Raw genomic sequence first — 25204 nt, 5'->3', positions numbered from 1 at the left:
AGGTTAACGCCTCAGGGCCTTTTTTGTGCCTGCAGATTTTGTGTTGTCTGTTATGGCCTCTTCGCGAGCAGGCTCGCTCCCACAGGGTTATGTGCTGATTGTTGGACCTGTACAAATCCAATGTGGGAGCGAGCCTGCTCGCGATAGCGGTCTGTCAGGCAGCGAAAACTCAGGTGAGTTCGAAGGTATCGGCATCCAGATTCGCCGGGAACCGCATGCGATACGCCGCCAGCTCCGCAGCGCTCAGCACGACCTGAAACACCCCGTCGGCCTCACCGGCACCCAACAGCGTCTCGCCCTGGAAATCCAGCACCTGGCTATCACCGGTATAAGCAAAGCCCTTGCCGTCGGTGCCAATCCGGTTCACCGCCGCGACATAGCAGAGGTTCTCGATAGCCCGTGCCGGCAGCAAACGGTTCCAGTGTAAACGCCGTGCACCCGGCCAGTTCGCGGTGTACAGCAGCAGGTCGGTGTCTTGCGCATCGCGGCTCCACACCGGGAAACGCAGGTCGTAGCAAATCAGCGGACGCACCCGCCAGCCTTTGAGCTCGAACTGCACCTGATGCTCGCCGGCGGTGTAATGCTTGTGCTCGCCGGCCATGCGAAACAGGTGACGCTTGTCGTAATGCAGAACCTCACCGTCCGGCTGCGCCCACAACAACCGATTGCGATGGCTGCCATCGGCGGCCTGGACAATCACGCTGCCGGTAATCACTGCGTCAAGTTTGGCGGCCTGCGCTCGCAGCCATTTACTGGTCGGGCCGTTTTCCGCTTCAGCGAGGGTTTGCGACTCCATGGAGAAGCCGGTGGTGAACATCTCCGGCAGGATGATCAGGTCGGTGCCCCGCGCCTGCTCCAGCAACTGCTCGAAATGCTCGAGGTTGGCCTTGCGGTCATGCCAGGCCAATGTGGTCTGGATCAACGCAACGTTCAGATCGGGCAAGGTGGTCAGATCGCGCATAGTTTCTCCGCTGCCTGACGCAGCGTCTCCTCACGCTTGGCAAAACACAGACGCACCAGACGCTGTTCCGGCAGCGGGCTCTGGTAGAACACCGAAATCGGGATCGCCGCCACGCCATGCTCGCGCGTCATCCACTTGGCCATCTCGACATCGTTCAGGTCCGGGCGGATCTGCGAATAGTCGACCAACTGGAAATAGGTCCCGGTGACCTTGGTAAAGCTGAACCGCGAAGGCGCCAGCAAATCACAGAACAGATCACGCTTGGCCTGATAGAAGCCCGGCAACTCTTCGACATGCTCCGGATGCTCGGCCATGAAGTCGGCCAGCGCGTACTGCAATGGGGTCACACCGCAGAAACTGACGTATTGATGCACCTTGCGCAGTTCTTCCGTGAGCGCCGGTGGCGCGACCACGTAGCCGGTTTTCCAGCCAGTGACGTGGTAAGTCTTGCCAAAAGAACTGACCACGAAAGCACGCCGATACAGCTCTTCATGGGCCAATACGCTGACGTGCGGCACGCCGTCGAACACCAGGTGTTCATACACCTCGTCGCTAATCACATAGATATCGCGGTCGCGGATCAATGCCGCCAACTGATCCAGCTCGGCGCGCGAGATCAGCGCACCACTCGGGTTATGCGGCGAGTTGAGAATGATCATTCGTGTGCGCGGGCTCAGCGCTTCGCCGAGTTTCTGGAAGTCGATGGCGAAATCCTTCCCCCCCAACGGCACATGCACGCAACGACCACCGGCCAGCTCCACCGAGGGTTCATAGCTGTCGTAGGCCGGATCGAAGACGATCACTTCGTCACCGCTGTGGATAACCGTTTGAATGGCGCAGAAAATCGCCTGGGTCGCGCCGGGGGTGATAGTCACCTCGGTATCGGCATTGACGTTTACGCCATAGCTGCGGGCAATCTTCGCCGCCACTTGCTGGCGCAGCGCCGGCAGGCCGGTCATGGGTGAGTACTGGTTATGGCCATTGGCGATGTGCCGGCCGACCGCATCGCACAAGGCTTGCGGAGCATCGAAATCGGGGAACCCCTGGGACAGGTTGATCGCGCCGGTCTGTGCCGCGAGCTGAGACATTTGGGTGAAGATAGTGATGCCGACATTCGGCAGCTTGCTGGTGATCATCGGTGGGCCCCTGCAGGTGAGCTACAAGTTTCAAGCGACAAACTGCAAGCGGTCAAGCGTCAAACTTCCAGCCACAAAAAAGGGCCCTGAAAGGACCCCTTCTTTAAAGCGACTCGGCTTTTGCATGCAGCTTGTCGCTTACAACTTGTCGCTGTTTTATCGCTTGTCGCGGCGCTTTTTGTCGGCTTTCTTGTGGTGCGTCATCAAGCGGCGCTTCTTGTTGACCTGACGGTCGGTGAGCGTGTTCTTGTTGCCTTCGTACGGGTTCTCGCCACCTTTGAACTCGATGCGGATCGGCGTACCGACCAGCTTCAAGACGCGACGGTAAGTGTTTTCCAGGTAACGGACGTAAGAGTTCGGAACCTTCTCGACCTGGTTACCGTGGATCACGATCAGCGGCGGGTTGGCACCACCCAAGTGGGCATAACGCAGCTTGATCCGGCGGTTGTTGACCATCGGTGGCGCGTGCTCGCCAACCGCGTCTTCGAGGATCTGGGTCAGGCGGTTGGTCGGCCAGCGAGTGATCGCCGACTTGAACGAGTTCTGTACCGACTGGTACAGGTTGCCCACGCCAGTGCCGTGCAGCGCCGAGATGAAGTGGATATCGGCGAAGTCGACGAAGAACAACCGACGTTCCAGCTCGATCTTCACGAAATCACGCTCGGACGGCGTCATGCCGTCCCACTTGTTCAGGGCGATAACGATGGCACGACCGGCTTCCAGGGCAAAACCCAGCAGGTTCAGGTCGTGGTCAACCACGCCTTCACGGGCGTCCATCACGAAGATCACGACGTTGGCGTCTTTGATCGCTTGCAGGGTTTTGACCACCGAGAACTTTTCAACTTCCTCGTGGATCTTGCCGCGCTTGCGCACACCCGCGGTGTCGATCAGCGTGTACTTCTCTTCGTTACGCTCGAACGGGATGTAGATACTGTCGCGGGTGGTGCCGGGTTGGTCATAGACGATTACCCGATCTTCACCGAGCATGCGGTTGACCAGGGTCGACTTGCCGACGTTCGGGCGACCGATGATGGCGATCTTGATGCCATCTTTTTCGCTCGGACCCGGAATCCGGATCGCTTCTTCGCCTTCGGCGACGTTAGCGTTCAGATCCTCTTCTTCGGTGTCACGCGGGAATTCGCTCAGGGCGGCTTCCAACAGTGTGTTGACACCGCGACCTTGCGCACCAGCCACACCAATGGCGTGGCCCATGCCCAACGGGGCGAATTCGGCGCGGGCCATTTCAGGATCGATGTTGTCGATCTTGTTGGCCACCAGCAGGGAGCGCTTGTTGCGCTTGCGCAAGTGCTCGGCAATCATCTGGTCGGCAGCGGTGAAGCCAACCTTGGCATCTACCAGGAACAGAACGACATCGGCTTCTTCGATAGCCAGCAGCGACTGCTCGGCCATCTTTTCGTCCATGCCGTGCTCATCACCGGAAATACCACCGGTGTCGACCAGGATGTAGGAGCGCCCTTGCCACTTTGCCTCACCGTATTGGCGATCACGGGTCAGACCGGAAAGGTCGCCGACAATAGCGTCGCGGCTTTTGGTCAGGCGGTTGAACATGGTGGATTTGCCGACGTTCGGTCGGCCCACCAGGGCGATTACGGGAACCATGCGGCTCTCCACTTCGTTATTTCAGAAAATACAAAAGCCGCTGCGAGGCAGCGGCTGGTGCTCGGGGCAGCACATGACGTGCCGCAAAGCCTTGCAGAGCAAGGCCGCCTGGGAACATTGCTATCCCCAAGCATAGTCAAACCATTACTTGATGGTCAGGGCTTCCAGTTTGCCGCTGTTGCCAAACACGTAAATCATGTCACCCACCACCAGCGGACGAGCACGCAGGCCGTCGCTGTCGATGCGTTCACGGCCGACGAAACGACCGTCCACCTGACTCAGCAGGTGCAGGTAACCTTCCAGGTCACCGACTGCAACGTAGCTGGAGAACACTTCCGGTGCCGACAGTTGACGGCGGGCCAGAGAGTCGTTGCTCCACAAGGAGGTGGTCGAACGCTCGTCGACGCCTTCAACGGTGCCCGAAGACAGGCTGATGTAGACGCTGCCGAAACCTTGGGCCACACCGGCATAGCTGGAAGCATCACGCTGCCAGAGCTGACGACCGCTTTGCAGGTCCAGGGCCGCTACGCGCCCCTGATAGCTGGCGACATAGATCTTGTCGCCGGACAGCAGCAGGCCACCGTCGATATCGACCACGCGCTCCAGCTCCGAGCGACCCTGTGGAATCGCAATGCGCTGTTCCCAGACCGGCACGCCGTTGGAGATATCCAGCGCCACGACTTTACCGGTCGACAGGCCGGCAATCGCCAGGCGGTTGGTCACGATCGGCGCACTGGTGCCGCGCAGAGTCAGGACCGCTGGCGTGCTGTCATACAACCAGCGCTGGTTACCGGTGGAAGCATCCAGACCGATCAGACGATCGTCCTGGGTTTGCACCACCACCACGTCACCGTTGTTGGCAGGCGGTGCGAGGACTTCACTGGTCACGCGAGCGCGCCATTTCTCTTCACCGGAGCTTGCGTCCAGGGCAACCACTTCGCCCTTGAGCGTGCCGATCATGACCAGACCGTAACCCACGCCAACGGCGCCGGACACAGGCAGTTCGAGATCTTTCTTCCATTTGACGTCGCCGTTCATGCGATCGAGCGCCATCACCACGCCTTTGACGTCGGCGGCATAGAGGGTGTTGCCATCGATGGCCGGCACCAGCATGTTGTAGGTTTCGCCCTGGCCGTTACCGACCGAACGGCTCCACTGCTTTTGCAGGACCACTTCTTCCTTGAATTTGACCAGCTCGGCCGGCGGCAATTCTTTTTTGCTGTTGCTGCTGCAACCCGCGGCCAGAATGGCCAGAGCCAGCAATGCTGCATGTTTCCAACGGATCACGTCACGCATCCCCTTTGGCCAGGTCGTCCAGCTTGATTTGTAAGCCACCGACCGCCGCTTCATCCGACAGCGCAGCCTTGGCTTTTTGATAAGCAGCATGGGCTTCATCGGTACGACCCAACTGGACCAGCAGGTCACCCTTGAGTTCTTCGCGAGTGGCCAGGAATGCCTGATCGGCATCACCTTCGAGCAGTTTCAGTGCTTCGTCAGCCTTGTTCTGTGCGGCCAGAACCTGAGCCAGACGTTGACGCGCCACTTCGCCCAGCGCCGGGTTGGCAGGTTTGTCAGCCACAGCCTTGAGCTGGCTTACAGCGTCATCCAGCTTGCCGCTGTCGACCGCGACTTTCGCCACGAACAGGCTGCCGTATTGGGCGTAAGCCGTGCCGCCGAACTCGCTGTTGAGCTTGTTGGCGAGGTCCGCTACACGGGCCGCGTCAGGCTTGCCATCCGGGGTCAGCGTGGTTTCCAGCAGTTGCTGGTAAAGCATCGAGGCGCCTTGCGACTGATTGCTCTGATACTTGTGAAACGCCTGCCAGCCGAACACGATGACCAGCGCCAACAGGCCGCCAGTCACTAGAGGTTTGCCGTTACGCTGCCACCAGTCTTTGAATTCCGCCAGATGTTCGTCTTCGGTACTCGACACCCCAATACTCCTTATTCGCTAAATCGGCTGTTTGACAGCTTCAACCCTGCACGACGCAGGTGGCCAGGTGAGCGGCAAGCGCATCCCAGGCAATGCTTTGTTGTTCGCCCTGGCCACGCAGGGGTTTGAAACCTACCACTTGCTGGGCCATTTCGTCGTCACCGAGGATCAATGCGTACAGCGCACCGCTCTTGTCGGCCTTCTTGAACTGACTTTTGAAGCTGCCTGCACCGGCATTGATCTGCAGACGCAGGTTTGGCAGTTGATCACGAACCCGCTCGCTCAGTGTCAGAGCGGCCAGTTCGGCAGCCTCACCGAAGGCGCACAGGTAGACATCAACCTGCCGGGAGATTTCTTCCGGGATCTGCTCCAGGGTTTCGAGCAGCAACACCAGGCGCTCGATGCCCATGGCGAAACCAACGCCCGGCGTCGGCTTGCCGCCCATCTGCTCGACCAGACCGTCGTAACGGCCACCCGCGCAGACAGTGCCCTGGGCGCCGAGTTTGTCGGTGACCCATTCGAATACGGTTTTGCTGTAGTAATCCAGCCCGCGCACCAGCTTCGGGTTGATCACGTAAGGGATGCCGGCAGCGTCCAGACGCGCCTTGAGGCCCTCGAAGTGAGCGCGAGACTCTTCGTCAAGGTAGTCAGCCATCTTCGGCGCATCGACCAATGCCGCCTGGGTATCGGCGTTCTTGGTATCGAGCACTCGCAGCGGGTTGGTTTTCAGGCGGCGCTGGCTGTCTTCGTCCAGCTGGTCCAGGCGTGCCGTCAGGTATTCCACCAGCGCATCGCGATAACGACCGCGGGACTCGCTGGTGCCCAGGCTGTTGAGCTCGAGCTTGACCGCGTCACGGATACCCAGCTCGCCCCACAGGCGCCAGGTCAGCACGATCAGCTCGGCGTCGATGTCCGGACCATCAAGGTTGAAAACCTCGCAACCGATCTGGTGGAACTGGCGATAGCGGCCTTTCTGTGGACGCTCGTGGCGGAACATCGGGCCGATGTACCAGAGTTTCTGCACCTGGCCACCGCCGGTGATGCCGTGCTCAAGCACTGCACGCACGCAGGCCGCTGTGCCCTCAGGGCGCAGGGTCAGCGAGTCGCCGTTACGGTCGTCGAAGGTGTACATCTCTTTTTCGACGATGTCGGTCACTTCACCGATGGAGCGTTTGAACAGCTCGGTGAACTCGACGATCGGCATGCGAATCTGCTTGTAACCGTAGTTATCCAGCAGACGCGAAACGGTGCCCTCGAAGTGACGCCACAGCGGGGTCTGTTCGGGCAGGATGTCGTTCATGCCACGTATGGCTTGCAGAGACTTGCTCACTATAAATCCTTAAATTCGTTCGATCAGCCGCGAGCGATGACTGCTGCGTCAGCTTCGACCTTTTCGGCCGCTTTCTGGCGGATCAGCCGTTCCAGCTCATCCACCAGATTGTCATTCGTCAATTTCTGCGACGGCTTGCCATCGATGTAAATCAGGTTCGGCGTACCGCCAGTCAGGCCGATATGGGCCTCTTTGGCTTCGCCGGGACCGTTGACCACGCAACCGATGACCGCAACATCCAGCGGCACCAGCAGATCTTCGAGGCGCCCTTCCAGTTCGTTCATGGTTTTCACCACATCGAAGTTCTGCCGCGAGCAGCTCGGGCAGGCGATGAAGTTGATGCCACGGGAACGCAGATGCAGGGATTTGAGAATGTCGTAGCCGACTTTCACTTCCTCGACCGGGTCAGCCGCCAACGAGATGCGAATAGTATCGCCAATCCCTTCGGCGAGCAGCATACCGAGGCCCACGGCGGATTTCACTGTGCCTGAACGCAAACCGCCGGCTTCAGTGATCCCCAGGTGCAGTGGCTGGACGATTTCCTTGGCCAGCAGACGATAGGCTTCGACGGCCATGAACACGTCGGAAGCCTTCACGCTGACCTTGAAGTCCTGGAAGTTCAGGCGTTCAAGGTGCTCGACGTGGCGCAAGGCCGACTCGACCAGCGCGGCAGGCGTTGGCTCGCCGTATTTCTTTTGCAGGTCTTTTTCCAGGGAACCGGCGTTGACGCCGATACGGATCGGAATCCCGCGGTCACGGGCGGCATCGACCACCGCGCGCACACGGTCTTCACGACCGATGTTGCCCGGGTTGATCCGCAGGCAATCGACGCCCAGTTCGGCTACGCGCAAGGCGATCTTGTAGTCGAAGTGAATGTCGGCAACCAACGGCACCTTGACCAGTTGCTTGATGCGACCGAAGGCTTCGGCCGCGTCCATGTCCGGAACGGAGATCCGCACGATGTCGACACCGGCCGCTTCCAGACGATTGATCTGGGCCACGGTGGCGGCAACGTCATTGGTGTCGCTGTTGGTCATGCTCTGTACAGCGATGGGCGCATCACCGCCCACCGGTACCGAACCAACCCAGATCTTGCGGGATTCGCGACGTTTGATTGGAGATTCGCCGTGCATGACTTATTGACCCAACTTCAGGCGAGCAGTCTCGCCACTGGTGAACGGAGCTACATCGACCACTTGTCCGTTGTAGCTGACCTGCGCGCCACGGGCATAGCCCAGGCGTACTGCAAACGGTGGTTTGCCGCTGACATCGACGGTTTCGCCTTTACGCTTGAGACCGCTCAACAGCACTTTGCCGTTGCCATCGGTGACTTGCGCCCAGCAGTTGGCAGAGAACTGAATCCGTACCTGGCCCGCACCGGCAACCGGAGTGGCCGGAGCAGCCGAAGCGGTGGGTGCTGGCGCGGCGGCCACGACGGGCGCTGGCGCAGCAGCCACAACCGGTGCCGCTGGCGTCGCAACAACCGGGGCAGGCGCGGTACGCACTGGAGCGACAACCGGGGCGACCGGAGCGGCCGGCGTCGGCGCCTCGACATTTGTCTGAACCTCAGCAGGCGCCTGGCCTTCAGGCAATGCCAGAGGCGTCCCGGCTTCGGCCTGACCTTCTACCACAGCCTGATCTTCCGGCTCGTCAAGCGGATGGATCTGCGTGGTGCCATCGGCGCCTTCGACTTCGACGTGTTCAGGGCTGAGACCATTCAGGTCCTTGGTGCGCAACGAGGTTTGATCCTGCCACCAGACAAAACCGCCACCCACCACGGCAATCAGCAGCAACAGGCTGACAATTCGCAGAATGGTGTGGGAAACCCGCGATGGCTCTTCGATACGCCCAAGGCCTTGCACGTTGCTTCCCCGGGAATCGGTGCCGGTGTGCTGGTCGAACTGTTGAACCAGAACGGCCTGGTCCATGCCGAGCAATTTGGCGTAAGCGCGGATATAGCCGCGAGCAAAGGTGTGCCCTGGCAACTTGTCGAAAGCGCCGTCTTCCAGATTCTTCAAGGAATTCACGGTGAGATTGAGCTTGAGCGCTACTTCCGCCAGCGACCAACCATTGCCTTCGCGGGCCTGACGCAGGGTCTCTCCGGGGTTTACGCGAGTCGCTGCTACAACTTCTGGATGCGCCGCTTTCATCATTGCTCCGACAGGTATTGCTGATATTCCGGCGTACCGGGATAGAGTCGTTTTAATTGCAGGCCAAAACTGGCGGCCTTGTCGCGATCTTCGAACACTTTGGCCAGCCGAACGCCGAGCAATAGACTACGTGCATTTTGCTCGGCGAGCAGGCTAAAACGATCGTAATAGTCACGCGCAGGCACATAATGCCTGTCTTCGTACGACAACTCAGCCATTTCCAGCAACGCCCGTGGCTGTTGGCGGTTCAGGCGCAGGGCTTTTTCCAGTTGCTGACGGGCCAGATCCCGCTGGCCAAGCATCGAAGCCGTCATGCCGAGGTTCTCGAAAACCCGTGAACGCTCAGGATAAAGGCTATCGGCAGCCGCTTGTTCAAAGCGCTCGTAAGCTTCTTTGTAACGTTTCTCTTCAAAGAGAAAGCTGCCGTAGTTGTTCAGGATACGAGCATCGCCAGGACGGCCGGACAATGCCTTGCGAAAATGTTGATCAGCGAGCTCGGGCTCCATCTCGGCCTGGAACACCAGGCCCAACGCTGCGTTGGCATCCGGGTCGGCGCTATCCAGTTCGAGAGCCTTCTTCAACGGGACTTTCGCCCGTTCGGTCATGCCCTGCTGCAGATACCCCACGCCCAACTGCACATACGCAGCACGCGCCTCGTCGCGCCCCTTGCTGGTTTTCATCGGATTGAAATCACCCGACAGAACACAACCAGCCGACAGGCTGGCGAACAGCAGAAGCAGCGCTAGGCGCAGTGACATAGAGATCCTCTCTTAAGTACGATTCGCAGCGTCTTGCGGCATATCGTTGTCGGCGCTCAACTCACGCACGGCGATATAACGTTCGCTACGACGGGTGCGATCCAGCACCTGTCCTACCAATTGGCCACACGCGGCGTCGATGTCTTCGCCACGGGTGGTGCGCACGGTGACATTGAAGCCAGCGTGATGAAGTTGATCCTGGAAACGACGGATGGCGTTGTTGCTCGGCCGCTCGTAACCGGAATGGGGAAACGGGTTGAACGGGATCAGGTTGATCTTGCAAGGCGTGTCCTTGAGCAACTCGATCATTTCAACCGCATGCTCGACCTTGTCATTGATGTCCTTGAGCAAGGTGTACTCGATGGTCAGCACGCGCTTTTCGCCCAGGGACGACATGTAGCGGCGGCAGGACTCGAGGAGCATTTTCAGCGGGTACTTCTTGTTGATCGGTACCAACTGGTTACGCAGCGCATCGTTCGGTGCGTGCAGGGACAACGCCAGGGAAACGTCGATGTGCTTGGACAGCTCATCGATCATCGGCACCACGCCCGAGGTCGACAGGGTCACGCGGCGCTTGGAAATGCCGTAGCCCAGGTCGTCCATCATCAAGTGCATGGCGGCAACGACGTTGTCGAAGTTCAGCAGCGGCTCACCCATGCCCATCATCACCACGTTGGTGATGGCACGGTCGGCGGTTGCCGGGATGCTGCCGAACGATTTATTGGCAATCCACACCTGGCCGATGACTTCGGCGGCGGTGAGGTTGCTGTTGAATCCTTGCTTGCCGGTGGAGCAGAAACTGCAATCCAGGGCACAGCCTGCCTGGGACGAAACGCACAGCGTGCCGCGTTTGCCCTGGGGAATGTAGACGGTCTCGACGCAGCTGCCGGACGCCACGCGCACCACCCACTTGCGGGTGCCGTCGCTGGAAATGTCCTCGCTGACCACTTCGGGGCCGCGAACTTCGGCAATAGCCTTGAGCTTGTCGCGCAAGGCCTTGCTGACGTTCGTCATGGCGTCGAAATCATCGACGCCAAGGTGGTGAATCCACTTCATTACCTGACCGGCACGGAAACGCTTCTCCCCGATTGAGTCGAAGAATTTTTCCATTTCCTGTTGAGTCAGACCCAGCAGGTTGGTTTTTACAGTCGATGTAGTCATGGATTCACCTTCACTCTTAAGCCAATGCTTAGCGAGTGGTTACTTCAGTAGCTGCGAAGAAGTACGAGATTTCGCGAGCAGCAGCGGCTTCGGAGTCCGAACCGTGCACAGCGTTGGCGTCGATGGAGTCAGCGAAGTCAGCGCGGATGGTGCCGGCAGCAGCTTCTTTAGGGTTGGTAGCGCCCATCAGCTCACGGTTCAGAGCGATAGCGTTTTCGCCTTCCAGAACCTGAACGACAACCGGACCGGAGATCATGAAAGCAACCAGGTCGTTGAAGAAACCACGAGCGCTGTGCTCAGCGTAGAAGCCTTCAGCTTCGGCTTTGGACAGTTGCTTCAGTTTCGAAGCTACAACGCGCAGGCCAGCTTTTTCGAAACGAGTGGTGATCTCGCCGATAACGTTTTTTGCAACAGCGTCAGGCTTGATGATGGAGAAAGTACGTTGAACAGCCATGGTGTAACTCCAGAAACGGTAATGTGCGAAAAATTAAACCCGCGAATTATACGCGGGTTCTTGGGTATTGCCTAACGGCGTACGGTGCGTTCAGTCGGCTTCTTCGATCCAGGCCGCTTGAATGGCTTCAAGCACCTTCTCGCCGCCGCGGGTCGGATCATCACTGAAGTCCGGCAGAGCCATGACCCAGCTGTGCAGATCGACGAAGTTCACGTAACGCGGATCCACATCCGGCTTGCTATCAGCCAGCTGGATCGCGATTTCCAGCACATCAACCCATTTAAGACTCATGCCAGTTCCTTGAATCAGTGCGGCGCTTCGGCAGCGTGGTTGAGCGAGTATTTAGGAATTTCAACGGTCAGGTCTTCAGTCCCGACGATTGCCTGGCAGGTCAGGCGCGACTGCGCTTCCAGACCCCAGGCCCGATCAAGATAGTCCTCTTCCAGCTCATCGGCCTCATTCAGCGAGTCGAAGCCTTCGCGAATGATGCAGTGACAGGTGGTGCAGGCACAGACGCCGCCGCAGGCGCTCTCGATCTCGATATGGTTGTCATGGGCCACTTCGAGAATGGACTTGCCGGTCTCAGCCTCTACAACCATACCGTCCGGGCAATGCTCGGCGTGTGGCAGAAAAATGATCTGCGGCATCAGTTATTCCTCGATTTCATTCAGGTTGCGCCCCGCCAGAGCGGCTTTCACCGTCGAATCCAGGCGGCGGGCAGCAAAGGCATCGGTCACTTGCGACAGACGCTTGGTCTGCTGCTCGATGGCGTAACCATCGGTACCTTTCATCAATTCGGTCAGTTCCTGCATCTGCAATTCGATGACCATGCGCTCTTCGGCGTCGAGCAGGCGCTCGCCGTCGACATCAAGGGCGCCTTGCACCGCTTCGATCAAACGCTGGGCATCGACTTGCTGCTCACGCAGTACGCGGGCGACCTTGTCGTCGTTGGCGTGCTGGAACGATTCCTTGAGCATCCGGGCGATTTCGCCGTCGGTCAGGCCATAGGACGGCTTGACCTGAATGCTCGCCTCGACGCCCGAACCCAATTCGCGGGCAGCCACGCTGAGCAAGCCATCGGCATCGACCTGGAAGGTCACGCGAATCTTCGCCGCACCCGCGACCATCGCCGGAATGCCGCGCAATTCGAAGCGCGCCAGGGAACGGCAATCGCTGATCAGCTCACGCTCGCCCTGCAGCACATGAATCATCATGGCCGACTGGCCATCTTTGTAGGTCGTGAAGTCCTGAGCGCGGGCGACCGGGATGGTGGTGTTACGCGGAATCACCTTCTCCATCAGGCCGCCCATGGTTTCCAGCCCCAGGGACAACGGAATCACGTCGAGCAGCAGCAGTTCGCCGCCATCGCGCTTGTTGCCCGCCAAGGTATCGGCCTGGATCGCAGCACCAATGGCCACCACTTGATCCGGATCGATCTCGGTCAGCGGCTGACGACCAAAGGCCTCAGCCACCGCATCGCGAACACGCGGCACACGGGTCGAACCGCCGACCATCACCACCGCTTTCACGTCTTCCAGCTCGACACCGGAATCACGCACGGCGCGGCGGCAGGCTTTCAGGCTGCGAGCAACCATCGGCTCGATCAGCGCATCAAAGACTTCACGGGTCAGCTCGGATTTCCAGCCGTCATAGGCGACTTCAACCGTCGCGGCATTCGTCAGGGCTTCTTTGGCCGCACAGGCGGTTTGCAGCAGATGACGTTGCGCACCTGGATCGAGGTCGGCGGACAGGCCCGCGCTCTCGATGATCCAGCCAGCAATCGCGTGATCGAAGTCATCGCCGCCCAGGGCGCTGTCGCCACCGGTGGCCAGCACTTCAAACACACCGCCGGTCAGACGCAGAATCGAAATATCGAAGGTGCCGCCGCCCAGGTCATAAATGGCAACCAGGCCTTCAGCATGCTGATCCAGACCATAAGCCACCGCCGCAGCGGTCGGCTCGTTGAGCAAACGCAGCACGTTCAGACCGGCCAGCTTGGCCGCATCCTTGGTTGCCTGGCGCTGTGCGTCATCGAAGTAAGCCGGAACGGTGATCACCGCGCCCACCAGTTCGCCGCCCAGCGTCAACTCGGCGCGCTGACGCAGCACCTTGAGGATATCGGCGGAAACTTCGACCGGGCTTTTCGGCCCTTGCACGGTGTCGATGAACGGCATGTGCGACTCGCCATCGACAAAGCGGTACGGCAATTGCTCACCAAGCTGCTTGACGTCGGACAGACCACGACCCATCAAGCGCTTGACCGACAACACCGTGTTCAGCGGATCGGTAGCGGCTGCCAGCTTGGCGGACTCGCCGACCTCGACACGGTCAGCGTGATAGCGCACCGCAGACGGCAGAATAACCTGCCCGTCAGCGTCGGCCAGTGGCTCGGAAAGACCACTGCGCAACGCAGCGACCAGCGAATTGGTAGTGCCCAAGTCGATCCCCACAGCCAGACGACGCTGGTGCGGTTGAGGACTTTGGCCGGGTTCGGCGATCTGCAGTAGGGCCATCGTTATCAGGACTTATCTGTATATCAGGCGTGCGACCGAGGCGGCACTGGGTTAATCGTCGAGGCGCTCTTCTAACTGGCGCACTTCGTAGGTGAGCTTGTCGAGGAACTGCATGCGCCGCATCAGGCGTTCGGCCTGCTCGCGTTGCGCTGCATCATTCCAGCAAGCCGCGAAGCTTTCGTTCAGTTCATCCTGAGCGACCTTCAGGCGGCGCTTGAATACCACAATCCCGGCCAGATCGGCGCTGTCTTGCAGGTCTTCGAGCTCTTCGCGCCAATGCATCTGCTGCAGAAGAAATTCCGGATCATGCACCGTGACCTCCAGCGGCAGCTCGCGACCACCCATGGCGAGCAGGTAACGCGCGCGCTTGGGGGGACTTTTGAGCGTCTGGTAGGCCTCGTTGAGGCTCGCGGATTGCTCTAGCGCCAGCCGTTGCTCACGCTCGGAAGCGTCAGCAAAGCGGTCTGGATGAACGCCGCGCGCCAACTCACGGTAGCGCGTAGCCAGCTGATCGAGATCCAGATTGAAGCTCGGTTGCAGCTCGAATAAAGCGAAATGACAAGGAGTACCCACGAGCAGCCTCAGATGTTGAAGCTTTCGCCGCAGCCACATTCACCGCGCACGTTGGGATTGTTGAACTTGAAGCCTTCGTTCAACCCTTCCTTGACGAAATCGAGCTCGGTGCCGTCCAGGTACGCCAGGCTTTTCGGATCGATGATCACTTTCTCGCCGTGACTTTCGAATACCTGATCGTCTGCAACCACCTCGTCGACAAACTCCAGCACGTAGGCAAGGCCGGAACAGCCCGTGGTGCGAACACCCAGACGAATCCCCTCACCTTTGCCGCGCCCATTAAGGGAGCGTCGCACGTGTTGAGCAGCCGCTTCTGTCATGCTGATAGCCATCGGTGACTCCTTACTCGTCGCCAATACTTGAAAGTCAGATCAAGCCTTTCTTCTGCTTGTAATCGCGAACGGCCGCCTTGATGGCGTCTTCAGCGAGTACCGAGCAGTGGATTTTCACTGGCGGCAAGGCCAGTTCTTCAGCCAGCTGGGTGTTCTTGATGGTCTCTGCTTCGTCCAGCGTCTTGCCCTTCATCCACTCGGTAGCGAGGGAGCTGGAAGCAATGGCAGAGCCGCAGCCGTAGGTCTTGAACTTGGCGTCTTCGATGATGCCTTGCTCGTTGACCTTGATTTGCAGGCGCATCACGTCGCCGCACGCCGGAGCGCCGACCATGCCGGTGCCGACATCAGGATCTTCCGCGTCCATCTTGCCGACGTTGCGCGGGTTCTCGTAGTGGTCGATGACCTTTTCGCTGTAAGCCATGGTTCTTAATCCTCACTCATCAGAGAGTCGCTCTTTGGGCCCTGCAAGCCAGCTTTTCAACCGGTCTGCAAAGCCCCTGTGCGGCGACTTAATTCGTTAGTGTGCCGCCCACTCGATCTTCGAAATGTCGACGCCGTCTTTGTACATGTCCCACAGCGGCGACAGAGCGCGCAGCTTGGTGACGGCCTCGCAGACTTTCTGCGCGGCATAATCGATTTCTTCTTCGGTGGTGAAACGGCCGAAGGTGAAGCGGATCGAGCTGTGTGCCAGTTCGTCGTTGCGGCCCAGGGCGCGCAGTACGTACGAAGGCTCAAGCGACGCCGAGGTGCAGGCCGAACCGGACGATACCGCCAGATCCTTGAGCGCCATGATCAGCGACTCGCCTTCAACGTAGTTGAAGCTCAGGTTCAGGTTGTGCGGAACGCGGGCAGTCAGGCTGCCGTTGACATACAGCTCCTCGAGACCTTCGACCTGTTTGAAGAAACGGTCGCTCAGGGCTTTGATCCGAACATTTTCGGCAGCCATGTCTTCCTTGGCCACACGGAACGCTTCGCCCATACCAACGATCTGGTGAGTAGCCAGGGTGCCGGAACGCATGCCGCGCTCGTGACCGCCGCCGTGCATGGCCGCCTCAAGGCGAACACGCGGCTTGCGGCTTACATACAGTGCGCCGATGCCTTTAGGACCATAGGTTTTGTGAGCCGAGAAGGACATCAGATCGACTTTCAGCTTCTGCAGGTCGATCTCGACCTTGCCAGTGGACTGTGCAGCGTCGACATGGAACAGGATGCCCTTGGAGCGGGTCAGTTCGCCGATGGCTGCGATGTCGTTGATGGTGCCGATTTCGTTGTTCACGTGCATGACCGACACCAGGATGGTGTCATCGCGCAGCGCGGCTTCGATCATCTCAGGCGTTACCAGACCGTCTTCACGAGGATCGAGGTAGGTGACTTCGAAACCTTCGCGCTCCAGTTGGCGCATGGTGTCGAGGACCGCCTTGTGTTCGATCTTGGTGGTGATCAGGTGCTTGCCTTTAGTGCTGTAGAAATGCGCGACACCCTTGATTGCCAGGTTGTCGGACTCGGTGGCACCGGAGGTCCAGACGATTTCACGCGGGTCGGCGTTGACCAGGTCGGCGACCTGGCGGCGAGCGTTCTCGACCGACTCTTCGGCTTTCCAGCCGAACACGTGGGAGCGGGACGCCGGGTTACCGAAGTTTCCGTCGACCAGCAGGCATTCACTCATCTTTTGCGCGACACGCGGATCAACCGGGGTGGTCGCAGAGTAATCAAGGTAAATCGGCAATTTCATGGACTATCTCCTAATCAGGCTGGCTGGCGTGCCGCTAGCTCTTTGGCTGTCATTCGACGGCGGACGCTTCGATCTTGTCCAGACGCGACGCCTTGCTGTTGCAACGACGCTGGTCCTGACGCTGGGCTACTTCTTGCACTTCACGGCGAGTGACAAGGTCAGCCAAGCTGATACCGCTCAGAAATTCGTGGATTTGCAGGCTCAGATCACACCACAAATGGTGGGTCAGGCAGGTGTCGCCGCCATGGCAATCACCCAGCCCCTGGCATTTGGTTGCGTCGACCGATTCGTTTACCGCATCGATCACCTGAGCGACCTGGATGCCCTGCATGTCACGCGATAGCTGGTAGCCACCGCCTGGTCCACGGACACTGGAAACCAGATTGCTGCGGCGCAATTTGGCGAAGAGCTGTTCGAGGTAGGACAGGGAAATGCCTTGGCGCTCAGAGATATCGGCCAGGGACACCGGGCCATGTTGCGCGTGCAACGCCAGATCAAGCATGGCGGTGACAGCGTATCGGCCTTTTGTAGTCAGTCGCATGGACAATTACCACGGAGTTACGGGATGGGGGCGAGTATGCAATTCCCGAGTATTCAAGTCAACTATAAGACCTAGTACTTTAGTCAGGTTTACCCGCAAAAGAGCGCGCGTACTATAGCAGGATCTGCGGCGCAATAGCACACCAGCGACGCACGACACCCACCCGTAGCTGCTGGCGCAGCCTGCGCCAGCAGCTACAGAAACCGTGCGATCAACTGGCCTGGCTTTCATCCTTGCCTTTGACGCAGGCGAAGTCTTCTTCGCGCAGCTCAGGCAAGTCCTTGGCACAGTAAGGGCTGCCCAGGTCCTTGAGCGCACCGCACATGCCTTCCAGTCGGCCGTCGACCGCTTGCAAGTGATCCAGCAACTGACCGATGGCACGCGCCACCGGGTCCGGCATGTCTTCACTGACGCCGTAGGCATCAAAGCCGATCTTCTCGGCCATGGCCTTGCGCCTGGCTTCCAGCTCATCATCGGACTTGACGATAATCCGCCCCGGAATCCCGACCACCGTCGCCCCTGCCGGCACAGCCTTGGTCACCACCGCATTGGAACCCACCTTGGCACCGGCACCCACGGTGAACGGCCCCAACACCTTGGCGCCCGCCCCCACCACTACGCCGTCTTCCAGCGTCGGATGGCGCTTGCCTTTGTTCCAGCTGGTACCGCCGAGGGTCACGCCCTGATACAGCGTCACGTCATTGCCGATTTCAGCGGTTTCGCCGATGACAATGCCCATGCCATGGTCAATAAAGAAGCGACGACCGACCTTGGCGCCCGGATGAATCTCGATCCCGGTCAACCAGCGGCCGAAGTTCGATACCAACCGCGCCAGCCATTTCCAGCCCATGCCCCATAACGCCGACGACAGTCGATGAATCCAGATAGCGTGCATGCCCGGGTAGCAGGTCAACACCTCAAACGCATTACGTGCCGCCGGGTCACGGTGGAAAACGCTCTGGATATCTTCACGCAAACGCTCGAACATCATTAATCCTTCCGTTTAAGAAGCTCACCACGGGCCGCTTTCTGGGTTTCCGTGAGGATGCCACGCAAAATATTCATTTCCGCCCGGCTGACCGAGCTTCGTCCGTACAACCGACGCAGGCGCGCCATCAAGTGCCGTGGCTTTTCCGGATCGAGAAATTCGATGGCGACCAGCGTCTGCTCCAGGTGCTCATAGAATCGCTCCAGCTCATCCATGGTCGCCAGCTCGCCACTCTTGGTCGACGCCACTTCTTCCTTCTCGATCTTGCTGGGCTGACCTTGGGCCGCCAACCAGGACATGCGCACTTCATAGCTCAACACCTGCACCGCCGCCCCAAGGTTCAGCGAACTGAACTCAGGGTCTGATGGAATGTGCACGTGATAATGACATCGCTGCAGCTCTTCATTGGTCAGACCGGAATCTTCACGACCAAAGACCAACGCAATCTCGGCACCTTGCGCTGCTTCCTCGACCACCTTCGTCCCGCATTCACGGGGATCGAGCAGCGGCCAAGGGATGCGACGATCACGTGCACTGGTGCCCAGCACCAGGTTGCAGCCGACCAGCGCATCTTCCAGCGTGGCGACGACTTGGGCGTTTTCCAGGATGTCACCGGCACCGGAGGCTCGTGCATCGGCTTCGTGGTGCGGGAACAACCGCGGCTCGACCAGCACCAGTCGCGACAGCCCCATGTTCTTCATGGCACGCGCAGCTCCACCGATATTCCCCGGATGGCTGGTATTGACCAGGACGACACGAATGTTCTGCAGCAAGGGAGGCGCTCTCTGACAGGGAAATGGGGAGCAAATCTTACAGCCCATCCTACCGTTAAGCTATGAAAGCGAACGTCGACCTTCACCTGTAGAAACTTTCTGATAGAATGCTCGGCTTTCTTTAACAACCTTAGGTGACACATCCATGCAGCCCATGCTGAATATCGCGCTGCGCGCCGCCCGCAGCGCCAGTGAATTGATTTTCCGCTCCATCGAGCGCCTGGATACCATCAAGGTCGACGAAAAAGACGCCAAGGACTACGTGTCCGAAGTGGATCGCGCTGCCGAACAGAAAATCATCGACGCACTGCGCAAGGCTTACCCGAATCATTCGATCATGGGTGAAGAGACCGGCATGCACGCCGGTACCGGGATCGAAGGTGAAGAATACTTGTGGATCATCGATCCACTGGACGGCACCACCAACTTCCTGCGCGGCATTCCTCACTTCGCTGTCAGTATCGCCTGCAAATACCGCGGTCGCCTGGAGCACGCTGTTGTTCTGGACCCGGTTCGCCAGGAAGAATTCACCGCCAGCCGTGGTCGTGGAGCGCAACTGAACGGTCGTCGCCTGCGCGTCAGCGGTCGCACCAGCCTGGACGGCGCCCTGCTGGGTACCGGCTTCCCGTTCCGTGACGACCAGATGGACAACCTCGACAACTACCTGGGCATGTTCCGCGCCCTGGTTGGCCAGACCGCCGGCATCCGCCGCGCTGGCGCAGCGAGCCTGGACCTGGCCTACGTGGCTGCCGGCCGTTTCGACGCATTCTGGGAGTCGGGCCTATCCGAGTGGGACATGGCAGCAGGCGCCCTGCTGATCCAGGAAGCTGGCGGCCTGGTGAGCGACTTCACCGGCGGTCACGACTTCCTTGAAAAAGGCCACATCGTTGCCGGCAACACCAAATGCTTCAAAGCAGTACTGACGGCCATCCAGCCGCACCTGCCAGCCTCGCTGAAACGCTAAACGCCAGGCACAAAAAAGCACCCTTCGGGGTGCTTTTTTTATGCCTTGAATTTGATCTCGAAAACACTACATCCCCATTGTGGGAGCGAGCTTGGTCCGGGCGGCGTTCCGACGATAGCTGTATGTCAGTCGGCATCAATGTTGAATGTTAGAGGGTCATCGCGAGCAAGCTCGCTCCCACAGGAGGATGGGTGGTCGGGCATAAATCCCGGTATAAAAAAAGCACCCGTTCGGGTGCTTCTTTTTGAATCTGGCATTCAGCTTATTTCTGAGCAGGCTGGTTCTGTCCAAGGATCAGATGACCGTCCTTGTCGACCGGAATCTGGTTACCCGGATCACGATCCATCCGCACCTTGCCTTCCTTGCCGCCCAGCGAATACCGAACGTCATAGCCTACGAGCTTGTCGCTGACGTCATTGACCGTCTCGCAACGTCTTTGCATCGTGGTAGAGGTATCACGCTCCTGCATGCCTTCCTGCACCCTGTTACCCGCGTAACCGCCGCCCACTGCACCGGCGACCGTGGCGAGCTTCTTGCCATTACCGCCACCGACCATGTTGCCCAACAAACCACCGCCGACCGCACCGATCACCGTACCGAGGATCTGATGCTGGTCTTTCACCGGCGCCTGCCGGGTCACAGGCACATCCCTGCACACTTCACGTGGCGTCTTGATTTGAGTTTTGACCGGCTCGACTGCCAGTACCTGCGCATACTCAGGTCCGCCGCTTTTTACCAGGCTGTAGGTGGCAACAGCGCCTCCGGCAGTCACACCGACAGCACCCAATACCGCACCAACCAGTAACGACTTGTTCACATGAACCTCCTGACCATCACATGCGGGACGTGCCCGCGCCTTTCCAAACCTTGGAGCATAAAAAAAGGCGCGAGTTCAATACTCGCGCCTTCTGGTTATAACGAGAGGAAATAACGCCTCAAGGACGGTCGTCCACTTCCTTCTCGGTATTGACCGGAGGAATCAGGTCCTCGCTGCTCAGGTTCAGCCAGATCAGCACCACGTTAGCGATGTAGATCGACGAGTAAGTACCCGCCAGAACACCGATAAACAGCGCGATGGAGAAACCGAACAGGTTGTCACCACCGAAGAACAGCAGCGCAGAGATCGCCAGCAAGGTGGAGATCGACGTCGCCATGGTCCGCAGCAGGGTTTGCGTGGTCGAGATGTTGATGTTCTCGATCAGGCTGGCCTTGCGCAGTACCCGGAAGTTCTCACGAACCCGGTCGAATACCACGATGGTGTCGTTGAGCGAGTAACCGATGATCGCCAGTACCGCCGCCAGCACCGTCAGGTCGAAGGTAATCTGGAAGAACGACAGGATACCGATGGTCACGATCACGTCGTGGATCAGCGAGACAATCGCACCGACCGCGAACTTCCACTGAAAGCGGAAAGCCAGGTAGATCAGAATGCCACCCAGCGCCATCAGCATGCCGAGGCCGCCCTGGTCGCGCAGTTCTTCACCGACCTGCGGACCGACGAACTCGACGCGCTTGACCACAGCCGGGTTGTCACCGCCGACTTTCTGCAGCGCTTCAGCGACCTGGTGACCCAGTTGCGGGTCTTCGCCAGGCATGCGCACCAGCAAATCGGTGGTGGCGCCGAAGCTCTGAACGATCGCTTCGTGATAACCCGCCTCAGTCAGCTGGGAACGAACTTTCAAGACGTCGGCCGGACGCTCGTAGGTCAGCTCGATGAGCGTACCGCCGGTGAAGTCCAAACCGTAGTTCATGCCCTTGTGGAAGCAGCTGAACAACGCCAGAGCGGTAAGGAACAATGTGACGCCGAACGCAACGTTGCGAACGCCCATGAAGTTGATAGTACGTAACATGGCAGCCCCTTAAATCCACAACTTCTTGAAGTCACGACCGCCGAAGATCAGGTTGACCATCGCGCGGGTCACCATGATGGCCGTGAACATCGAGGTAAAGATCCCGAGGGACATGGTCACTGCGAAACCTTTGACCGGGCCGGTGCCCATCGCAAAGAGGATGCCGCCGACCAACAGAGTGGTCAGGTTGGCGTCGAGAATCGCGGTGAATGCCCGGCCGAAGCCTTCGTTGATTGCCCGCTGCACGGTCATGCCGGCCGCGATCTCTTCACGTATCCGCGAGAAGATCAGTACGTTGGCGTCGACCGCCATACCCATGGTCAAGACGATACCGGCGATACCCGGCAGGGTCAGCGTTGCCCCCAGCAGAGACATCAAGGCCAGCAGCAGCACCATGTTCACCGCCAGTGCAACCGTGGCGATCAGGCCGAAGAAGCGGTAGATGGCCATGATGAACAGCGACACGAACAGCATGCCCCACAGCGACGCATCGATACCCTTGGTGATGTTGTCAGCACCCAGGCTTGGACCGATGGTGCGCTCTTCAGCAAAGTACATCGGTGCCGCCAGGCCACCGGCGCGCAGCAGCAAGGCCAGCTCCGAGGATTCGCCCTGACCGTTCAGGCCAGTGATGCGGAACTGAGCACCCAGCGGCGACTGAATGGTCGCCAGGCTGATGATCTTCTTCTCTTCCTTGAAGCTCTGGACCGGCACGTCTTTCTCGACGCCGTTGACCATCTGCTTGACGTAAGTCGTCACCGGGCGTTGCTCGATGAAGATCACCGCCATGCTGCGACCGACGTTGGAGCGCGTCGCACGGTTCATCAGCTCACCGCCGTGACCGTCCAGACGAATGTTCACTTCCGGCGTACCGTGCTCACCGAAACCAGCCTTGGCGTCAGTCACCTGGTCGCCCGTGATGATCAGGCCACGCTCGATTTGCGCAGGAGGACGCTTGCCCTCACGGAACTCGAAGGTCTCGGAAGTGGCTTTCGAAGCACCCGGCTCAGCCGCCAGACGGAACTCGAGGTTGGCCGTCTTGCCGAGAATACGCTTGGCTTCGGCAGTGTCTTGCACGCCTGGCAGCTCAACCACGATGCGGTTGGCACCCTGACGTTGAACGATCGGTTCGGCAACACCCAGCTCGTTGACGCGGTTACGCACCGTGGTCAAGTTCTGCTTGATGGAGTATTCGCGGATTTCCGCCAGCTTGGCCGGGGTCATCGCCAGACGCAGTACCGGTTGACCATTGAGGTCGGCCGGAACAATGTCGAAATCGTTGAAGTTCTTGCGGATCAGCGCACGAGCGTCTTCGCGGGAAGCCTCATCACTGAAACCCAGCTGAATGGCGCCATTGATCTGCGGCAGGCTGCGATAGCGCAGCTTCTCTTTGCGCAGCAGGCTCTTGACGTCGCCTTCGTAAACTTTCAGGCGGGCGTCGAGGGCTTTTTCCATGTCCACTTCGAGCAGGAAGTGCACACCACCGGACAAGTCCAGACCCAGCTTCATCGGATGCGCGCCGACGGTGCGCAGCCATTGCGGAGTCGTTTGTGCCAGGTTCAGTGCGACGACGTAGTCATCACCCAGCGCCTTGCGCACGACGTCCTTGGCTGGCAGCTGGTCTTCCGCCTTGGTCAGGCGCAACAAACCGCCCTTGCCATTGGCCGAAAGAGTGGCCGCCTTGACGTTGATCCCGGCATCGTTGAGCGCTTTGCTTACACGATCCAGATCAGCCTGATTGACCTGCAGCGCAGTGCTTGCACCGCTGACCTGAATGGCCGGATCGTCAGGATAAAGATTGGGAGCGGAATAAATCAGACCGACCGCCAGCACCGCCAGGATCAGAATGTATTTCCACAGAGGGTATTTGTTCAGCATCACGCCGCCCGCTTATGACGCGGGGCGCCTTGCGCGCCCCGTCGATTGAGTAGAAGTTGAAACTTAGATCGCTTTTAGCGTGCCTTTTGGCAGCGTGGCGGCAATGGCGCCCTTTTGGAATTTCATTTCGACCGTGTCGGAAACTTCCAGAACAACGAAATCATCTGCCACTTTAGTGATCTTGCCGGCGATACCACCGGTGGTCACAACTTCGTCGCCTTTCTGCAGGCTGCTCAGCAGGTTCTTCTGCTCTTTGGCGCGCTTGGCCTGTGGACGCCAGATCATCAGGTAGAAGATGACCAGGAAGCCGACCAGGAAAATCCACTCAAAGCCGCCGCCCATCGGGCCTGCCGCAGGGGCACCAGCATCAGCCATGGCATTAGAGATAAAAAAGCTCATTTAGCACTCCAGTTGCAAATGTTGAATCTTGGGGTCAGAAAACTCAGTCCAAAGGCGGTACGGGTAACCCGCGTTTGGCGTAGAAGGCATCGACAAAGGCGGCCAATGTACCCTGTTGAATAGCCTCGCGCAAACCAGCCATAAGCACCTGGTAATGGCGCAAATTGTGGATTGTATTCAACATGCTACCCAGCATTTCTCCACACTTGTCCAGATGGTGCAGATAAGCACGGGAGAAGTTCTGGCAGGTATAGCAATCGCAGGTCGGATCGAGCGGCGAATCATCATGGCGATGAAACGCGTTACGGATCTTCAGCACGCCCGTATCAATGAACAAGTGCCCATTGCGGGCATTACGGGTTGGCATCACGCAATCGAACATGTCCACACCGCGGCGCACACCCTCAACCAAGTCTTCCGGTTTGCCAACGCCCATAAGGTAACGAGGTTTGTCAGCCGGCATCTGGCCCGGCAGATAATCCAGCACCTTGATCATCTCGTGCTTGGGCTCGCCGACCGACAGACCGCCGATGGCCAGGCCATCAAAACCGATCTTGTCGAGGCCTTCCAGCGAGCGCATGCGCAGGTCCTGGTGCATGCCGCCCTGAACGATGCCGAACAGCGCCGCCGTGTTATCGCCATGAGCGTTTTTCGAACGCTGAGCCCAGCGCAACGACAACTCCATGGACACCCGCGCCACATCTTCATCGGCCGGGTACGGCGTGCATTCGTCGAAAATCATCACGATGTCGGAGCCCAGGTCGCGCTGAACCTGCATCGACTCTTCCGGGCCCATGAACACTTTCGCGCCATCCACCGGCGAGGCAAAGGTCACGCCCTCCTCCTTGATCTTGCGCATGGCGCCCAGGCTGAACACCTGGAAACCGCCGGAGTCGGTCAGAATCGGGCCTTTCCACTGCATGAAATCGTGCAGGTCGCCGTGCTTCTTGATCACTTCAGTGCCAGGACGCAGCCACAGGTGAAAGGTGTTGCCCAGAATGATCTCGGCGCCCGTCGCCTCGATATCCCGCGGCAACATGCCCTTGACCGTGCCGTACGTGCCGACCGGCATGAACGCCGGGGTCTCGACAGTGCCACGCGGAAAGGTCAGGCGACCGCGACGAGCCTTGCCGTCAGTGGCCAGCAATTCGAAAGACATAC

At 59.1% G+C, this 25204-nt stretch carries 27 protein-coding genes; 1 reads left to right on the top strand and 26 read right to left on the bottom strand.

Features of this window, described 5'->3' with window-relative positions; translation table 11 throughout:
- Positions 1-169 precede the first annotated feature (169 nt).
- From FPT12_RS06405 to trmJ, 21 genes are all read right to left on the bottom strand, one after another.
- The gene (locus FPT12_RS06405; RefSeq protein WP_145015136.1) at positions 170-961 is read right to left on the bottom strand and encodes an amidohydrolase; all 792 of its coding nucleotides are present in this window, start codon (positions 959-961) and stop codon (positions 170-172) included.
- Positions 949-2097: a pyridoxal phosphate-dependent aminotransferase gene (locus FPT12_RS06400; protein WP_145015135.1), complete on the bottom strand. Its 1149-nt coding sequence runs from the start codon at positions 2095-2097 to the stop codon at positions 949-951. The genes FPT12_RS06405 and FPT12_RS06400 overlap by 13 nt, the downstream gene beginning before the upstream one ends.
- A gap of 156 nt (positions 2098-2253) precedes the next feature.
- Entirely contained in the window at positions 2254-3717 is a 1464-nt protein-coding gene (gene der / locus FPT12_RS06395) for a ribosome biogenesis GTPase Der (protein ID WP_145015134.1), read from the bottom strand.
- Between the two features lie 144 nt (positions 3718-3861).
- Complete coding sequence (bamB, locus tag FPT12_RS06390) at positions 3862-5013, bottom strand: outer membrane protein assembly factor BamB (protein WP_145015133.1); 1152 nt, start codon at positions 5011-5013, stop codon at positions 3862-3864.
- On the bottom strand, positions 5006-5647 hold the full coding sequence (locus FPT12_RS06385) for a tetratricopeptide repeat protein (protein WP_103319250.1): 642 nt from the start codon (positions 5645-5647) through the stop codon (positions 5006-5008). The genes bamB and FPT12_RS06385 overlap by 8 nt, the downstream gene beginning before the upstream one ends.
- 40 nt (positions 5648-5687) lie before the next feature.
- The gene (gene hisS / locus FPT12_RS06380) at positions 5688-6977 is read right to left on the bottom strand and encodes a histidine--tRNA ligase (RefSeq protein ID WP_145015132.1); all 1290 of its coding nucleotides are present in this window, start codon (positions 6975-6977) and stop codon (positions 5688-5690) included.
- A gap of 23 nt (positions 6978-7000) precedes the next feature.
- The gene (gene ispG / locus FPT12_RS06375) at positions 7001-8110 is read right to left on the bottom strand and encodes a flavodoxin-dependent (E)-4-hydroxy-3-methylbut-2-enyl-diphosphate synthase (RefSeq protein WP_019693460.1); all 1110 of its coding nucleotides are present in this window, start codon (positions 8108-8110) and stop codon (positions 7001-7003) included.
- Positions 8111-8113: 3 nt separating this feature from the next.
- Positions 8114-9127, bottom strand: coding sequence for a RodZ family helix-turn-helix domain-containing protein (locus tag FPT12_RS06370; protein ID WP_145015131.1), 1014 nt, complete (start codon positions 9125-9127; stop codon positions 8114-8116).
- Positions 9127-9885, bottom strand: coding sequence for a type IV pilus biogenesis/stability protein PilW (gene pilW, locus FPT12_RS06365; RefSeq protein ID WP_054595804.1), 759 nt, complete (start codon positions 9883-9885; stop codon positions 9127-9129). The genes FPT12_RS06370 and pilW overlap by 1 nt, the downstream gene beginning before the upstream one ends.
- Before the next feature lie 12 nt (positions 9886-9897).
- On the bottom strand, positions 9898-11046 hold the full coding sequence (gene rlmN, locus FPT12_RS06360; protein ID WP_145015130.1) for a 23S rRNA (adenine(2503)-C(2))-methyltransferase RlmN: 1149 nt from the start codon (positions 11044-11046) through the stop codon (positions 9898-9900).
- Between the two features lie 28 nt (positions 11047-11074).
- Positions 11075-11500, bottom strand: a complete 426-nt coding sequence (ndk, locus tag FPT12_RS06355; RefSeq protein ID WP_007903599.1) for a nucleoside-diphosphate kinase — start codon at positions 11498-11500, stop codon at positions 11075-11077.
- A 90-nt stretch (positions 11501-11590) separates the two neighbouring features.
- Positions 11591-11791, bottom strand: a complete 201-nt coding sequence (gene iscX / locus FPT12_RS06350) for a Fe-S cluster assembly protein IscX (RefSeq protein WP_054595802.1) — start codon at positions 11789-11791, stop codon at positions 11591-11593.
- A gap of 14 nt (positions 11792-11805) precedes the next feature.
- On the bottom strand, positions 11806-12147 hold the full coding sequence (gene fdx, locus FPT12_RS06345; protein WP_103319244.1) for an ISC system 2Fe-2S type ferredoxin: 342 nt from the start codon (positions 12145-12147) through the stop codon (positions 11806-11808).
- 3 nt (positions 12148-12150) lie between these two features.
- Positions 12151-14013: a Fe-S protein assembly chaperone HscA gene (gene hscA / locus FPT12_RS06340; RefSeq protein ID WP_145015129.1), complete on the bottom strand. Its 1863-nt coding sequence runs from the start codon at positions 14011-14013 to the stop codon at positions 12151-12153.
- A gap of 51 nt (positions 14014-14064) precedes the next feature.
- Complete coding sequence (gene hscB, locus FPT12_RS06335; protein WP_145015128.1) at positions 14065-14586, bottom strand: co-chaperone HscB; 522 nt, start codon at positions 14584-14586, stop codon at positions 14065-14067.
- Positions 14587-14594: 8 nt separating this feature from the next.
- Entirely contained in the window at positions 14595-14918 is a 324-nt protein-coding gene (iscA, locus tag FPT12_RS06330) for an iron-sulfur cluster assembly protein IscA (protein WP_145015127.1), read from the bottom strand.
- 34 nt (positions 14919-14952) lie between these two features.
- Positions 14953-15339 (bottom strand): Fe-S cluster assembly scaffold IscU, encoded by a 387-nt coding sequence (iscU, locus tag FPT12_RS06325; protein WP_003443374.1) that lies wholly within the window; start codon positions 15337-15339, stop codon positions 14953-14955.
- A gap of 96 nt (positions 15340-15435) precedes the next feature.
- Positions 15436-16650 carry an IscS subfamily cysteine desulfurase gene (locus FPT12_RS06320; protein WP_145015126.1) on the bottom strand — a complete coding sequence of 405 codons (1215 nt, stop codon included), beginning with the start codon at positions 16648-16650 and terminating at the stop codon, positions 15436-15438.
- 49 nt (positions 16651-16699) lie between these two features.
- Positions 16700-17191, bottom strand: a complete 492-nt coding sequence (iscR, locus tag FPT12_RS06315) for a Fe-S cluster assembly transcriptional regulator IscR (RefSeq protein ID WP_054595797.1) — start codon at positions 17189-17191, stop codon at positions 16700-16702.
- A gap of 211 nt (positions 17192-17402) precedes the next feature.
- Positions 17403-18179: a serine O-acetyltransferase gene (gene cysE / locus FPT12_RS06310; RefSeq protein WP_145015125.1), complete on the bottom strand. Its 777-nt coding sequence runs from the start codon at positions 18177-18179 to the stop codon at positions 17403-17405.
- Positions 18180-18181: 2 nt separating this feature from the next.
- Positions 18182-18952, bottom strand: a complete 771-nt coding sequence (gene trmJ / locus FPT12_RS06305; protein WP_054595795.1) for a tRNA (cytosine(32)/uridine(32)-2'-O)-methyltransferase TrmJ — start codon at positions 18950-18952, stop codon at positions 18182-18184.
- Positions 18953-19097: 145 nt separating this feature from the next.
- Between trmJ and suhB the strand changes: the two genes are divergently transcribed.
- Positions 19098-19916, top strand: coding sequence for an inositol-phosphate phosphatase (gene suhB / locus FPT12_RS06300; protein WP_123582276.1), 819 nt, complete (start codon positions 19098-19100; stop codon positions 19914-19916).
- A 262-nt stretch (positions 19917-20178) separates the two neighbouring features.
- On the opposite strand, the gene FPT12_RS06295 is transcribed toward suhB, so the two are convergent.
- The 5 genes from FPT12_RS06295 to tgt all read right to left on the bottom strand — a co-directional run bounded on the left by FPT12_RS06295 (position 20179) and on the right by tgt (position 25202).
- The gene (locus FPT12_RS06295; RefSeq protein WP_145015124.1) at positions 20179-20733 is read right to left on the bottom strand and encodes a glycine zipper 2TM domain-containing protein; all 555 of its coding nucleotides are present in this window, start codon (positions 20731-20733) and stop codon (positions 20179-20181) included.
- 118 nt (positions 20734-20851) lie between these two features.
- Positions 20852-21766, bottom strand: coding sequence for a protein translocase subunit SecF (gene secF, locus FPT12_RS06290; RefSeq protein ID WP_145015123.1), 915 nt, complete (start codon positions 21764-21766; stop codon positions 20852-20854).
- Between the two features lie 9 nt (positions 21767-21775).
- Positions 21776-23644 carry a protein translocase subunit SecD gene (gene secD / locus FPT12_RS06285; RefSeq protein ID WP_145015122.1) on the bottom strand — a complete coding sequence of 623 codons (1869 nt, stop codon included), beginning with the start codon at positions 23642-23644 and terminating at the stop codon, positions 21776-21778.
- Between the two features lie 63 nt (positions 23645-23707).
- Entirely contained in the window at positions 23708-24043 is a 336-nt protein-coding gene (yajC, locus tag FPT12_RS06280) for a preprotein translocase subunit YajC (protein ID WP_019693477.1), read from the bottom strand.
- A gap of 43 nt (positions 24044-24086) precedes the next feature.
- Complete coding sequence (gene tgt / locus FPT12_RS06275) at positions 24087-25202, bottom strand: tRNA guanosine(34) transglycosylase Tgt (RefSeq protein ID WP_162130405.1); 1116 nt, start codon at positions 25200-25202, stop codon at positions 24087-24089.
- Positions 25203-25204: the final 2 nt, after the last annotated feature.

This window comes from Pseudomonas sp. H3(2019) (assembly GCF_007713465.1).
Taxonomy (GTDB): domain Bacteria; phylum Pseudomonadota; class Gammaproteobacteria; order Pseudomonadales; family Pseudomonadaceae; genus Aquipseudomonas.
This window is presented reverse-complemented; position numbering and strand designations above follow the sequence as displayed.

Excerpts from the sequence above, each read along its gene's own strand:
- der (WP_145015134.1), bottom strand. The coding sequence starts at position 3,717 with ATGGTTCCCGTAATCGCCCTGGTGGGCCGACCGAACGTCGGCAAATCC.
- FPT12_RS06400 (WP_145015135.1), bottom strand. The coding sequence starts at position 2,097 with ATGATCACCAGCAAGCTGCCGAATGTCGGCATCACTATCTTCACCCAA.
- tgt (WP_162130405.1), bottom strand. The coding sequence starts at position 25,202 with ATGTCTTTCGAATTGCTGGCCACTGACGGCAAGGCTCGTCGCGGTCGC.
- iscX (WP_054595802.1), bottom strand. The coding sequence starts at position 11,791 with ATGAGTCTTAAATGGGTTGATGTGCTGGAAATCGCGATCCAGCTGGCT.
- secD (WP_145015122.1), bottom strand. The coding sequence starts at position 23,644 with ATGCTGAACAAATACCCTCTGTGGAAATACATTCTGATCCTGGCGGTG.
- cysE (WP_145015125.1), bottom strand. The coding sequence starts at position 18,179 with ATGTTCGAGCGTTTGCGTGAAGATATCCAGAGCGTTTTCCACCGTGAC.
- rlmN (WP_145015130.1), bottom strand. The coding sequence starts at position 11,046 with ATGACTACATCGACTGTAAAAACCAACCTGCTGGGTCTGACTCAACAG.
- bamB (WP_145015133.1), bottom strand. The coding sequence starts at position 5,013 with ATGCGTGACGTGATCCGTTGGAAACATGCAGCATTGCTGGCTCTGGCC.
- hscA (WP_145015129.1), bottom strand. The coding sequence starts at position 14,013 with ATGGCCCTACTGCAGATCGCCGAACCCGGCCAAAGTCCTCAACCGCAC.
- secF (WP_145015123.1), bottom strand. The coding sequence starts at position 21,766 with ATGTTACGTACTATCAACTTCATGGGCGTTCGCAACGTTGCGTTCGGC.
- FPT12_RS06370 (WP_145015131.1), bottom strand. The coding sequence starts at position 9,127 with ATGAAAGCGGCGCATCCAGAAGTTGTAGCAGCGACTCGCGTAAACCCC.
- FPT12_RS06405 (WP_145015136.1), bottom strand. The coding sequence starts at position 961 with ATGCGCGATCTGACCACCTTGCCCGATCTGAACGTTGCGTTGATCCAG.
- yajC (WP_019693477.1), bottom strand. The coding sequence starts at position 24,043 with ATGAGCTTTTTTATCTCTAATGCCATGGCTGATGCTGGTGCCCCTGCG.
- iscA (WP_145015127.1), bottom strand. The coding sequence starts at position 14,918 with ATGGCTATCAGCATGACAGAAGCGGCTGCTCAACACGTGCGACGCTCC.
- iscR (WP_054595797.1), bottom strand. The coding sequence starts at position 17,191 with ATGCGACTGACTACAAAAGGCCGATACGCTGTCACCGCCATGCTTGAT.
- iscU (WP_003443374.1), bottom strand. The coding sequence starts at position 15,339 with ATGGCTTACAGCGAAAAGGTCATCGACCACTACGAGAACCCGCGCAAC.
- pilW (WP_054595804.1), bottom strand. The coding sequence starts at position 9,885 with ATGTCACTGCGCCTAGCGCTGCTTCTGCTGTTCGCCAGCCTGTCGGCT.
- ndk (WP_007903599.1), bottom strand. The coding sequence starts at position 11,500 with ATGGCTGTTCAACGTACTTTCTCCATCATCAAGCCTGACGCTGTTGCA.
- FPT12_RS06320 (WP_145015126.1), bottom strand. The coding sequence starts at position 16,650 with ATGAAATTGCCGATTTACCTTGATTACTCTGCGACCACCCCGGTTGAT.
- ispG (WP_019693460.1), bottom strand. The coding sequence starts at position 8,110 with ATGCACGGCGAATCTCCAATCAAACGTCGCGAATCCCGCAAGATCTGG.
- suhB (WP_123582276.1), top strand. The coding sequence starts at position 19,098 with ATGCAGCCCATGCTGAATATCGCGCTGCGCGCCGCCCGCAGCGCCAGT.
- fdx (WP_103319244.1), bottom strand. The coding sequence starts at position 12,147 with ATGCCGCAGATCATTTTTCTGCCACACGCCGAGCATTGCCCGGACGGT.